This is a genomic window from Chroococcus sp. FPU101, from assembly GCF_017312365.1.
Classification (GTDB): domain Bacteria; phylum Cyanobacteriota; class Cyanobacteriia; order Cyanobacteriales; family Microcystaceae; genus Chroococcus.
This window is the reverse complement of the sequence record NZ_BLJI01000019.1, coordinates 76,262-89,335: the sequence shown is the minus strand read 5'-3', so window position 1 is coordinate 89,335 and position 13,074 is coordinate 76,262. Positions and strand designations below refer to the sequence as shown.

The following is a 13,074-nucleotide window of genomic DNA, read 5'->3' as shown; positions in this document are numbered from 1 at the left end:
AACACGCTTTGTAGTGCTCTATTACTGAAGTGTTATTTAAGTAATATTACTTAAATGCTTTTTTATCAGTTTACACAAAATTTACATAAATTTTATATTTAATTAACTAAATTCATAAACAGGCGTTTCAATTATTCTCGTCGGTTGTTTTTCTTCCCAGATAATTTGCTGTAATTTTTCAACAGTTTTGGGAGAGAAAAAACGCTCACCTGTTTCAATATTGACTCTAGCAGGAACATTTTCAATAATGTAAAATTTTCCTTCTACTTCAAGAGTATAAGTAACGCTCTGTTCTACAAAGGATTCTTGAGGTAAATTACTTGCCATTGTTATTACTCCTTTTTCTGCTTTAAAAATTAACCCACAAATTTAGGTCAGGTTCATATACTGTAATAATTTTAATCAATGGTCGAGAGGGATAACTACACTGAAGATGAATTGGTCTACCTTTTATTGTAAAACCTAAAATTAGACAACTAGCACCATATTTATCGTTAGGATAGTCTTCTATTATTTCTCCAGATGCTATTGCTTCACGAATTTCTGTTACGCTAATATGTCGTAGAATACTTTGGTTAAGTGCGTGTTGAGAAAATTCAAATTGATTTTGTAAAATTTTATTACGAAGATCATCAATCATACATTGAAAAAAATACGAGCAATTTCAAAAAAGCATAGGAGTAGATTTTTATCCACTCCTACTTCTAACTTTATTTAACTATCAACCTAATAAGGCCATTTCCAGTGAGTAATTTCCTCTTTATCGATACCATGAGTGAAAGCGTAATCAAGGTTATCGATAATCGCGTTTTTCATCCGTTCTTTAGCGTGTGCTGCTGCCGAACCGAGTTTAGGTACGCGGTCAATCACATCAATCACAAGGTTAAAACGGTCAACTTGGTTACGGATGGCTAACTCTAGAGGTGTGTTGATATTACCTTCTTCCTTGTATCCGCGAACTCGAATCCGATGCTGATTGGTACGGCGATAAGTTAGCTTGTGAATTAACCAGGGATAACCATGAAAGTTGAAGATAACGGGTTTATCTGGAGTAAATAAAGTATCAAAATCTCTGTGGGATAAACCATGAGGATGTTCAGTATCAGGGGTTAGCGTAAATAAGTCAACCACGTTAATAAAACGGATTTTCAGTTCTGGGAACTCTTCACGTAAAATCGCAGTTGCCGCTAAAGATTCCATTGTCGGAATATCACCACAGCAGGCCATGACGACATCGGGTTCATCAGGGTCAGTTCCGCAATCGTCGTTACTTGCCCAGTCCCAAATTCCAATCCCTTTCGCACAGTGTTTAATTGCTTCATCCATGCTGAGGAATTGCATATGTTTCTGTTTATCAACCACGATGACATTTACTTTGTTGGTACTGCGGAAAGCTTCATCAGCAACACAGAGTAAAGTATTAACATCAGGGGGAAGATAGATACGAACAACTTCAGCACTCTTATTCGTCACAAGGTCGATAAAACCAGGGTCTTGATGGCTAAATCCGTTGTGGTCTTGCCGCCAAACCACAGAAGAGAGCATGATATTCATCGAAGAAACGGGCGCACGCCAACTCACCTCTTTGGTACAAATATCAAGCCATTTAGCGTGTTGGTTAAACATGGAGTCAATGACGTGAGCAAATGCTTCATAAGTATGGAAGAAGCCATGTCGCCCCGTCAGCAGATAGCCTTCTAACCATCCCATTAAGGTATGTTCGCTCAACATCTCCATGACTCGACCATCGGGACATAGCAAACTACCGCCTTCATCTTCGGGAAGAAAATCTGCTAACCAAGTTTTCTGAGAAACTTCGTAAACATTATCTAATTTATTAGAAGCTGTTTCATCGGGCCCGAATAAACGGAAGTTATGAAGGTTACATTTCATGATGTCCCGCATAAACATACCCAGTGGGCGAGTGTTTTCGACTTCTACGGTGCCTGGTTTTTGGACATCTACACCAAAATTACGGAAGTTGGGCAGCTTAAGAGCTTTGCGGAGTAGTCCGCCATTGGCGTTTAGGTTAGCACTCATTCGCATGGAACCTGTAGGGGCAAGTTCTTTGAGTTCTGGAATCAACGTACCATTTTCGTCGAAAAGTTCTTCGGGTTTATAACTCTTCATCCATTCTTCTAAAAGTTTTAGATGCTCAGGTTTAGTGTGCATTTCTCCCATTGGAACTTGGTGAGCGCGCCAAAAACCCTCTACTTTTTTCCCATCGACGACTTTAGGCCCTGTCCATCCTTTCGGAGAACGGAGAATAATCATCGGCCAGCGAGGACGTTTTGCGACTCCAGTTGAACGTGCTTCCTGTTGAATAGCCCGAATTTGGGTAACGCAATGTTCCATCGTCGCAGCCATTCTTTGATGACAATCTAGATAGTCATCGTCTTCTTTGCACTCTACGATATACGGTGTGTAACCATAGCCAACAAATAGGCTTTCTAGTTCTTCAGTCGAGATACGAGCCAGAATAGTGGGGTTAGCAATTTTATAACCGTTAAGGTTCAAAATGGGGAGAACTGCACCATCACGAATCGGATTTAAAAACTTGTTAGAGTGCCAAGAAGTAGCAAGGGGGCCTGTTTCTGCTTCTCCATCTCCTGCAACAACCGCTACAATTAAATCAGGGTTATCGTAAGCGGCACCATAAGCATGAGAAACACTATATCCTAGCTCTCCACCTTCATGAATTGAGCCAGGGGTTTCAGGTGTACAATGACTACCGATATGACCGGGGAAAGAGAACTGTTTAAAGAATTTCTGCATCCCCTCTTCATCTTCGCTTTTATCGGGATAAATTTCTGAGTAGGTTCCTTCTAAATAGACAGGGCCCAGAACACCAGGTGCGCCATGACCTGGCCCCGCCATAAAAATCATGTTTTGATGATATTTTTTGATGAGACGATTCAGATGAATATATGTAAAACTGAGAGCAGGACTAGCTCCCCAGTGTCCTAGTAAACGGTACTTAACGTGTTCAGCTTTAAGAGGTTCTTTTAATAGGGGATTATCGCGTAGATAAATCATGCCAACAGCAAGATAATGACAAGCACGCCAGTAAGCATGAATTTTTTGAACTTCTTCTGGAGATAGTGGATTTTGTTCTGCAATTGACTTTTCTAAGGCTGCTACCATTGAAAGTAACTCCAATTTTCACGTTTATAAGATGAGCTTTGATGAATTAGCAAGAAAACAAATCAATACTTGCTTTTATCTACAGCAATCAAGGCGTTGTTAGTCATGGCTATCTCTAATCTCAGAAAGCTTTTCAATAAAAGTTATGCTTTCATCAATTTAGTTTTTGATTAATAATTGAGTTTATCTAATGATTAAAGAATGATTATTACAATCATTAGAGCGAATTACTCAATATTACAAAAAGTCTAGCGGGTCAAAAGACAAAATGCAATTATAGTTTGATCTTTTTTAAGATTTGACTGAAAAGATCTAATCTTAGATAAAGCGCAGACTAATTTAACCTAATTTTGCTGAATTATTAACTACAATTTAAGATTATTATGTGTCTTTTGTTACAAACTGCCATAAAAATAGTTAGTCTATAATTATAATTGAATAACATAGTAAGATTCTTAAAAAAAAATTAAAATTAAATTTAGCTTGAAGAAAACTAACTTTAAATCAATCTTTTAGTCAATAAAGTTCCTTGACAATTACTTAAAACAAATCAAAAATTTTTCTTGAATCCTTCCTTTTGAAGTGAAAACCTCATAGCATAGAAGTAATTTTCAAACTACAATCACAATTTAGGTTTGAATGAAATCATTTTAAGTCATTAACTCTGGAGTATCGTTCATGGCAAAAGTTAAGGTTGCTGTCAATGGATTTGGTCGAATTGGAAGATTAGTTTTTCGCTCTGGTATTCATAACCCAGACTTTGAATTTCTTGGCATCAATGACCTCGTTCCCCCAGATAATCTTGCCTATCTTCTCAAGTATGATTCGACTCATGGACGCTTTTCGGGTACCGTAGAAGCAAAAGAAGATGGTATAGTCGTCGATGGAAAATTGATACCCTGCTATTCGATGCGTAATCCCGAAGAATTGCCCTGGGGTAAATCGGGTGTTGATTTTGTTGTTGAGTCTACGGGATTTTTTACGGACTATGAAGGGGCATCAAAACATATCACCGCAGGAGCCAAAAGAGTCGTCATTTCTGCGCCAACTAAAGACCCAGAACGCATTAAAACCTATGTTGTTGGTGTCAATGCTCATGAATTTGACCCCGCTAAAGATGTAATTGTTTCTAATGCAAGCTGTACGACGAACTGTTTAGCTCCTGTTGCGAAAGTCATTAATGATAACTTTGGTTTAACTGAAGGGTTGATGACGACTGTTCACTCGATGACAGCTACTCAACCTACTGTAGACGGCCCCAGTAAAAAAGATTGGCGTGGAGGACGTGGTGCAGCACAAAACATTATCCCTTCGTCCACTGGTGCAGCCAAAGCCGTTACATTAGTAATACCCTCACTCAAAGGAAAGTTAACAGGAATGGCGTTCCGTGTGCCGACTCCTAATGTATCTGTGGTAGACCTCACTTTCAAAACCGAAAAAGCTACCAGTTACGCCGAAATCTGTGAAGTGATGAAAGCCGCATCAGAAGGAGAACTGAAAAATGTTTTAGCTTATACCGATGAAGAAGTGGTTTCGACAGATTTTCTGACGGATGCTCATTCGAGTATTTTTGATGCTAAGGCAGGGATTGAATTAAATTCTAATTTCTTTAAAATTGTTGCTTGGTATGACAACGAATGGGGTTACTCTAATCGGATGCTAGATTTAATGAAAGTCATGGCCGACAAAGAAGCCTCAATGATGGCAACCGTTTAGTTTGTAAAGATATAAGTGTAGGGATTTGGTCTCCAAATCCTTTCACAGTCATCAGTCATCAGTGACCAGTAATCAGTATTTTCTTGATAGAACTGTTTTACTGTTTGCTGAATCATAACCCATACAAACAATATGCAAATCACCCAATGTCTTCATACAGCGATTTTAGTCTGTGATCTTGAAAAAGCAGAATACTTTTATGGACAAGTGTTAGGTTTGACTAAAGTCGATCGTAACTTAAAATATCTTGGTGCATGGTATCAAATTGGCGACTATCAACTTCATCTAATGGTTGATGCAAGTTTCAGCACTCAAAAATACAATACAGAAAAATGGGGACGCAACCCGCATCTAGCCCTATCTGTTGTTAATCTAGAAGAAGCAATTACAGAACTTCAACAACACAGTTATCCGATACAAATGAGCGCATCAGGACGACCTGCTTTATTTGTACACGATCCTGATGGCAATATCATCGAAATTAGTCAAAAATGAAAGTTATTGCTTATTTTTATGTTAATCCATTACTCGAATCACCACCCGATGCAGCAATTTGGGGAACCGAAGTAGAGCAAGTGTACCAAGATTTAGGAGAGCGTACTGCACTTAAACAACTTTTAGCTGATTGTGTAATTAATCCACCTAACTCGTTATATATTCGACACTTAGAAGAACTAGGAGATAGTTTAACCGAAATTTGCGATCGTATCACTCAACTCGAAGCATTAGAAATTGAAATTATTGTTACTGATGCTTCACTCAAGAGCAATCTAGCACAACTTCTACAGGACATTCAACAACACCAGCATAGCAAACGTTTACGCTCTGGACACGCTAGAAATCGACTGAAGGCACTACCCCCCCCAGGAAAAGCACCCTACGGATATCGTCGAGGAAAAGAGCGTTATATTTTAGATCGTAGTACCGCTCCAGTCGTCAAAGATTTTTTTGAACGATTTTTATTATTCGGTTCTTTGCGGGGTGCAGTACGATACTTAGAAAAGCGATACGGGAAAAAAATTTCTGTATCTACTGGAAAAAACTGGTTAACTAACCCTGTCTATCGTGGAGACTTAGCCTACCAAAATCAGCAGATTATTCCTGATACTCATGCTCCTATTTTATCGAAAGAAGAAGCCGCACAAATTGATCGCTTACTTCGCAGTAATAGTAAATTACCACCGAAAACATCTAGCGCACCTCGTTCTTTAGGAGGGTTAGTTACCTGTCAACGATGTCAGTCTGCAATGACTATTACTCGTGTTACAGCAAGAGGAAAGAATACAGAATATCTATATCTGCGTCCGATGAATTGTATTTTGCAGCCAAAATGTCAAGCGATATCTTATCAAGCAGTTTTGGAAGAAACGATTAACCGTATCTGTGAAGATTTTCCGAAAACCGTTGCACCGTTAAATTTACCCAATCTAGAAAGCATTAAATTAAAACTTTGTCAAGACATTGAACAAAAAAATAATATTCTTCAACAACTGCCGATTTTACAGGAACAAGGGATTTTAGACGAAGAAACGGCTAGTTTACGCAGTTATAAAATTAGAACAGAAATCGCGCAACTTCAAGAAAAATTAGCTCAATTGCCACCCGATGATCTAAAAGCGATCGTCAAAGCAGTATCATTACGTCAATTTTGGTTAGATTTATCGGAAACTGAAAGACGGTTTTATTTTCGTGAGTTTATTCGCAATATTGAAATTATTCGCGGTGATGGGAAGGAATGGACGTTAAGGTTAGTGTTTATATTTTAATCCCCAAAAATATCTAACTGTTTCTGATTTGGGGTCATTTTTTGAATACCTTCTCGCAATCCTAACGCAATCTTACTATGTTTTTCGATTTGTCCCATCACTTGTCTAGCTCTTGTAATAACAGATGCAGGTAAACCCGCTAACCTTCCTGCTTCAATACCATAGGATTTATCTGCACCCCCTGGGCGTACTTGATGCAAAAATATAATCTGTGTAGGGGTTTCTTGTACAGTCACCTGATAGTTAGCTACATTCGTTAGAATTGAAGCGAGTTCGTTTAATTCGTGATAATGAGTCGCAAAAATCGTTCTAGACTGAATTTCTGTCGCTAAATACTCCGCAACTGCCCAAGCAATCGATAGCCCATCAAAGGTAGCTGTTCCGCGTCCAATCTCATCGAGTAATACTAATGATCTAGCGGTAGCATGGTTGAGGATATTTGCTGTTTCATTCATTTCTACCATAAAAGTCGATTGTCCAGTAGCGAGATCATCTACTGCACCAACTCGTGTAAAAATACGATCGCAGATTGATAATTTTGCAGCAGTCGCGGGTACATAACTTCCTGTTTGTGCCATCAGTTGTATTAAACCCACCTGTCTAAGATAACAACTTTTCCCACTGGCATTTGGCCCTGTTAGAATAACAAGATCAGGATAATTTTGCTCTAGACTATTGCCGAGTGTCGTTGAATTGGGGACAAAAAACCCTGCACCTAAAGATTGTTCGACGACGGGATGTCTACCATTTTTGAGATCAATTACTCTTCCTTCGACAAATTCTGGACGACAATAGCCTTGATACACTGCGACTTCTGCTAAACCCGATAAAACATCTATTGCGGCGACTGCTTTAGCAATATTACGGATTTCTTGGGCTTTTTCGGCAACTTCTGAACGTAAATCGGTAAATATTTCGTACTCTAAGCGATTTAGATCATCTTTCGCGGTTAGGATGCGGGTTTCTCGTTCTTTTAATTCTGGAGTGATATAGCGTTCTTCATTCAGAAGTGTTTGCTTACGGATATAATTTTCGGGGGCTTGTTCTGCTTTGGAACGGGGTAAACTAATATAGTAGCCAAAGGATTTATTAGAATCGACTTTCAGGTTAGAAATTCCTGTCCGTTTTTTCTCCGTTGCTTCAAAGTTCGCTAACCACTGGATATCCTCTTGATATTGTTCGCGCATTCCATCGAGTTGAGGATCGACCCCATCTCGAATGATACCACCCTCTTTGATATGAAGCGGAAGAGATTCAACTAAAAAGGATAGAACTTTTTTGCCTAATGGTTCTAAGTCTGGGGGAATTTTTTGTAAAGCTTTGAGAAAAGGTGAACTTCCTTGATTAGCTAATGTCGCTAAATCGGCTAATTTAACTAAAGACTCGGATAACGCTAATAAATCTCTGGCATTTGCTGATCCTGAGCCAACCCGCCCCGTAATTCGTTCGATATCGTATATACTGCGTAATAATTGCCGTAAATCTTGGCGTAATGAGGGATGATCCGATAATTCTTGTATTGTATCTTGTCTTGCTTTAATTCCTTTAGGATCGAGTAAAGGTTGCATAAACCAGCGACGTAATGCCCTTCCTCCCATTGCGGTACTGGTGCGATCTAATGCCCAAAGTAATGAACCATAAAAGCTGCCATCTCTTACAGTTTGCGTAATTTCGAGGTTTCGTCTGGTTTGATGATCCAGAATTAAATAATCCGCTAAACTATAAGTACGTAAAGGTTGTAATGGGATTTTATTGGCTTTTTGAGTATCTTCGATATATTCAAGTAAACCCCCTGCGGCACGAATGGCTAAGGGAAGATGTTCACACCCTAAGCCTTCTAATGATTTAATTTTGAATGTAGTCAGTAAACGGGGTTTTGCTTCAGAAATGAGAAACGGAGTTTGCGATCGTAATGAATAACAAAACGAGTCGGGTAAACAAGTTGGTAAATGCTCGGATTTTTCTCCTGGACGTAGTAAAGATTTAAGATCGGGTGCATTTGTTGGTATTAGAATTTCTGAGGGCTGTAATCGCAATAATTCAACCGAAAGCGAGGATAAATCACTTGCTTGAGTCGTGAAAAATTCTCCTGTAGAGATGTCTGCATACGCTAACCCCCAATGTTCCCCCGCAATAACAACCGCAGCGAGAAAATTATTTCGTCTTGCTTGCAACATCCCGTCATCAGTCAGAGTACCAGGGGTGAGGAGTTTTGTGATTTGTCGTTCTACCATGCGTTTTTCTTCTTTTGCAACAGCAGAATCTTCAACTTGATCACATATCGTCACCGCGTAACCTTTTTCGACTAATAATCTACTATAACGCTCTAGGGCATGATGAGGAACTCCTGTCATCGCAACTCTTCCGATGTCTTTTCCCCCTTCTTTGCTAGTCAGAACTAATTCTAATTCTCTCGATATGATTACTGCATCTTGGAAAAAGCATTCAAAAAAATCACCAACCCGATATAACAATAAGGCACTTGGGTACTTTTCTTTCACCTCGACATAATGCTGGTGCATTGGGGTTAACTTTGTGCGATCGAGTACGCGATAATCTAAATGAGGGGCTTGTTTATTTCCGATTTCTGTGGTAAGAGGATTTGACTCTGGAGAGGTAGTCATCGATGAAATCAATTGACGGAACGGCTTTTATGACTCTATCGCAAGTTTGACGAAATTTGTGTTAAAGATTGTAACTGTTATTCTATAAAAGCAGAATTGAGTAAAATAATACAATATTGATCAGAGAAAGACACTATGCAAATTCAAATTGCATTACCAGATGATTTAGCTTTATCTCTAGAAGCAAAGTGGGGAAGTTTAGAACGTCGATTAACTGAGATGATTGTTATTGAAGCTTATCGAGATGGTTCTATTAGCGTTGGTAAAGTACGAGAGTTATTAGGGATGAAAACTCGTTTAGAAGTCGATGCGTTTTTAAAAAATAAGGGAATCGATTTATCTTACAGTGAAGCAGATTTAGAAGCCGATCGTCAAACACATGAACAAATCTATGATGGGGTTTGGAAACCAAACCCCTACGGATTATTGTAGGGATTTGGTCGCCAAATCCTGTTATTGTGATTACAGATAAAAGAATTTAGGTGGATTAGAGAAAGGAAACCAAACCCCTACGACAGCTAAATCTTTTCAGTTAATTTCGTCAACACCGAATTAGAACGCTCGATAAATGAGGTCATTGTCTCTGCATTAAAGCCTTTTTGGGCAATTAAAGCAAGATCATATACGTGTTGACATAGGTTTTTAGCTAATTCTGCACTGGGTGATTCACCACTTCCTGAAATAATGCTACCCTGACTAAGACTGAGGATATTTTGGATCAAGGGATGGGATGAATTCACCATTAAGACATGATCTTCAGGAAATGACATCATTTGTTGTTGCATCAATGCGGTCATTTCTTGGAGTCGTCGCATCGCTTCGGGTAATAATACCATAGCGGGGGGCGTTCCTTTGGGATCATCGGATTTAATTGACTCGACACGCACATTGATGCGAGGATTATTTAAGGCTTTCTCAAAGAGTTCTTTGATCACTTCACTACGGGTTTTATTGGTTGCTGGATCAACTATTTCACTCGAATGATCTTTCTCCAATAGGGTAGGATCTAATTCTGAGTCAACCCGTGTAAATTTGACGTTAGTATATTCTCTTTCTAGGAAGGGAATAAAATAGTTAGTGTCAATGAATGAGTCAAAGAATAGAACTTCTAAACCCTGATTTTTGTACAGTTGTACATAGGTTGCTTGGGTTGCAGAGTCTGTACAATAAAAAACTCGATTTTCATGACGTTCTTTATTGCGATCGAGATATGCTTTTAGTGTGGTGTATCCTTCTTTTTCGACGGATGTTAGTGGATCGCTTGTACTAGATACATCTTGCCATGCGTCACCCTCTGCTTGTACTTCAACTTTTGGGGTGTCTTCGGGTTTGTAGGTAGTACGATAAATCAGGATATCTTCGACTTGTTTTTTGAATTTCTCGTCTCGGATGGAACCGTATTTAACGAAAGTTCCGACATCTTCCCAACAACGGATATATTCAAGAGCATCTTCTAAATATACTGATTTTAGACGATCGGCAATCTTTTTCGAGATAAAATCTGCAATCCGTCGTACAGTACGATCGCTCGTTAAGGCACTCCGTGATACATTAAGGGGAATATCGGGACTATCGATCACCCCGCGCAGTGGCATCAAGAATTCGGGTATAATTTCCTCACAGTGATCACTGACAAAAACTTGATTACAGAACAGTTTAATCTGTCCTTTGGTCACATCAACATCGGGTCTGAGTTTGGGAAAATAGAGAATACCATTGAGTAAAAAGGGATAATCTGTATTCAAATGTACCCATAATAGCGGTTCTTCTTGAAACGGATACAGATAACGATAAAACTCAAGATAATCTTCTTTAGTTAAATTTTGGGGTGACTCTTTCCACAAAGCGCGTTGTTTATTAATTGTCTCTCCTTCAAATTTGATCGGGACAGACATAAAATCAGAATAGGTGGAAACTAACTGACGAATACGTGCAGGTTCAAGATATTCTGTTTCATCATCTTGTAGAGTAAGTGTGATTGTTGTTCCAATGGTATTACGGGAAGATTCGCTTAGTTCAAATGCGGGAGAACCATCACAAGACCAGTGTACTGCTTGTGCGCCATCTTGGTAAGATAGGGTATCAATTTCTACTTGTTTGGCTACCATAAAAGCAGAATAGAAACCGAGTCCAAAATGACCAATTAAATCATTAGAACTTTTTTGATATTTTTGAACGAATTCTTCTGCGCTAGAGAAAGCAACCTGATTAATATATTTTTTAACTTCCTCTACTGTCATTCCAATTCCAGTATCACTGATTGAGAGAGTTTTGGCATCTTTATCGACACTTAGGATAATTTCAGGTTCGGGTAGATCTCCAGTAACTTCGCCCGCTAGAGATGCCATTTTTAGCTTAGAAATTGCATCAACACTATTAGAAATCAGTTCCCGTAAAAAGATTTCGTGATTGGTATAAAGAGATTTTTTGATGATGGGGAAAATATTCTCAGTATGAATCGTGATATTACCTTTTTCGAGTACCGTCATAAGTCTTTCAAGTCTATCTAATAACTACAGTTTTAGGATTCTTACCATTCATCTTGGCTGATTCTAGTCTAATTATGCCCGACGGATGACCACATTGAGTAGATTCGGATTCCCGTACCTCAATACCATACGATTAGGGCGTAGGATTAGGATAGCGAAAATGAACTGCATCAATATCTTGTAAGATTTCCCGACTTAATTCTATCTCAATACTATTGATGTTTTCTTGGAGTTGTTCAAGTGTTGTTGCACCGATAATAGTACTGGTGACAAACCAACGACTTCTCACATAAGCTAATGCCATTTGTGCGGGGGATAAATTATATTTTTGTGCTACATTAACATAGGCTTGCACTGCTTCAGGTAAATTAAGTTTATCGTATCTTTGTCCAAATCCTTTAAATAAATTAATTCGACCATTCGCGTTATTTTCTAAATATTTGCCTGTAAGTGTGCCAAAACCGAGAGGACTATAAGCAAGTAAACTGATGTTATGAAAGCGACAAGTTTCTGCTAAATTAAGATGAAAGGTTCGATTGACTAAACTAAAAGCATTTTGAATCGAAACGACTTTCGGTAAATTCATTTTTTCGGCAATATGGCAAAATTCACACACTCCTAATGGAGTTTCATTACTTAAACCTAAATAACGAATTTTTCCTGCTTGAATTAAATCGGCAAAAATTTTTAATTGTTCTAAAATTGGTGTAGTTTCTCTTTCTTGTGTCACATCATAATCAGGTGAACCAAAAAGAGGAACATATCGATCGGGCCAATGAATTTGATAGAGATCAATATAATCTGTTTTTAATCTTTTTAGACTATCATCGATTGCTTGTTGAACATTGGTTCGATCAATGCGTAAATTTCCACTTCGTAACCATTTTAATCGTGTACTGCCTCCTGCGACTTTTGTAGCAATAATGATTTGATCGCGTTGTTGTTTAACTAACCATTCTCCAATGTATGATTCAGTTTTTCCTTGTGTTTCTGCACGTGGAGGAACAGGATACATTTCAGCCGTATCGATAAAATTAATGCCACAAGAAATTGCATAATCTAATTGTTGATGAGCTTCTTCTATGGTGTTTTGTTGTCCATAAGTCATGGTTCCTAAACAAATTTCAGATACCTGTAATTCACTATCACCTAGTTTTTTATATTGCATTGAATGAGTTGTTTTTTCTGGCTTAAACTAAAGATGATCATATTTTAAACTAAAACTTCTGTCCTTGAGCCGCTAAAAGTCAACTATCATCAGATAGATGCCCGTAAAATAAATCGTATAACTGACAACGAAAACTATATTAAGAAACAAGACAAAACTAAAATAAA

Annotated in this window: 10 protein-coding genes; 4 read left to right on the top strand and 6 right to left on the bottom strand. The window is 38.4% G+C overall.

The annotated features are described in order from the left end of the window. Positions 1 to 102: 102 nt before the first annotated feature. The 3 genes from CFPU101_RS16185 to CFPU101_RS16175 form a co-directional block, all read right to left on the bottom strand. A complete protein-coding gene (locus CFPU101_RS16185) occupies positions 103 to 327 on the bottom strand; it encodes a hypothetical protein (RefSeq protein WP_206816369.1) in 225 nt (74 codons plus the stop codon). 22 nt (positions 328 to 349) lie between these two features. Next, positions 350 to 640, bottom strand: a complete 291-nt coding sequence (locus CFPU101_RS16180; protein ID WP_206816368.1) for a DUF4258 domain-containing protein — start codon at positions 638 to 640, stop codon at positions 350 to 352. Between the two features lie 86 nt (positions 641 to 726). Beyond that, the gene (locus tag CFPU101_RS16175; RefSeq protein WP_206816367.1) at positions 727 to 3,144 is read right to left on the bottom strand and encodes a phosphoketolase; all 2,418 of its coding nucleotides are present in this window, start codon (positions 3,142 to 3,144) and stop codon (positions 727 to 729) included. A 678-nt stretch (positions 3,145 to 3,822) separates the two neighbouring features. Between CFPU101_RS16175 and gap the strand changes: the two genes are divergently transcribed. The 3 genes from gap to CFPU101_RS16160 all read left to right on the top strand — a co-directional run bounded on the left by gap (position 3,823) and on the right by CFPU101_RS16160 (position 6,626). Then, positions 3,823 to 4,860: a type I glyceraldehyde-3-phosphate dehydrogenase gene (gene gap, locus CFPU101_RS16170; protein ID WP_206816366.1), complete on the top strand. Its 1,038-nt coding sequence runs from the start codon at positions 3,823 to 3,825 to the stop codon at positions 4,858 to 4,860. Positions 4,861 to 4,992: 132 nt separating this feature from the next. Beyond that, positions 4,993 to 5,355 (top strand): VOC family protein, encoded by a 363-nt coding sequence (locus tag CFPU101_RS16165; protein ID WP_206816365.1) that lies wholly within the window; start codon positions 4,993 to 4,995, stop codon positions 5,353 to 5,355. After that, positions 5,352 to 6,626: a recombinase family protein gene (locus tag CFPU101_RS16160; RefSeq protein ID WP_206816364.1), complete on the top strand. Its 1,275-nt coding sequence runs from the start codon at positions 5,352 to 5,354 to the stop codon at positions 6,624 to 6,626. The genes CFPU101_RS16165 and CFPU101_RS16160 overlap by 4 nt, the downstream gene beginning before the upstream one ends. Here the strand turns inward: CFPU101_RS16160 and mutS are convergent. Beyond that, positions 6,623 to 9,250 carry a DNA mismatch repair protein MutS gene (gene mutS / locus CFPU101_RS16155; RefSeq protein ID WP_206816363.1) on the bottom strand — a complete coding sequence of 876 codons (2,628 nt, stop codon included), beginning with the start codon at positions 9,248 to 9,250 and terminating at the stop codon, positions 6,623 to 6,625. The genes CFPU101_RS16160 and mutS overlap by 4 nt on opposite strands. A gap of 135 nt (positions 9,251 to 9,385) precedes the next feature. Between mutS and CFPU101_RS16150 the strand changes: the two genes are divergently transcribed. After that, the gene (locus CFPU101_RS16150) at positions 9,386 to 9,682 is read left to right on the top strand and encodes a UPF0175 family protein (protein ID WP_206816362.1); all 297 of its coding nucleotides are present in this window, start codon (positions 9,386 to 9,388) and stop codon (positions 9,680 to 9,682) included. An 86-nt stretch (positions 9,683 to 9,768) separates the two neighbouring features. Here the strand turns inward: CFPU101_RS16150 and htpG are convergent, their stop codons facing one another. Both htpG and CFPU101_RS16140 read right to left on the bottom strand, forming a co-directional pair. Beyond that, entirely contained in the window at positions 9,769 to 11,739 is a 1,971-nt protein-coding gene (htpG, locus tag CFPU101_RS16145) for a molecular chaperone HtpG (RefSeq protein ID WP_206816361.1), read from the bottom strand. Between the two features lie 133 nt (positions 11,740 to 11,872). After that, entirely contained in the window at positions 11,873 to 12,907 is a 1,035-nt protein-coding gene (locus CFPU101_RS16140; RefSeq protein WP_206816360.1) for an NADP(H)-dependent aldo-keto reductase, read from the bottom strand. Positions 12,908 to 13,074 lie beyond the last annotated feature (167 nt).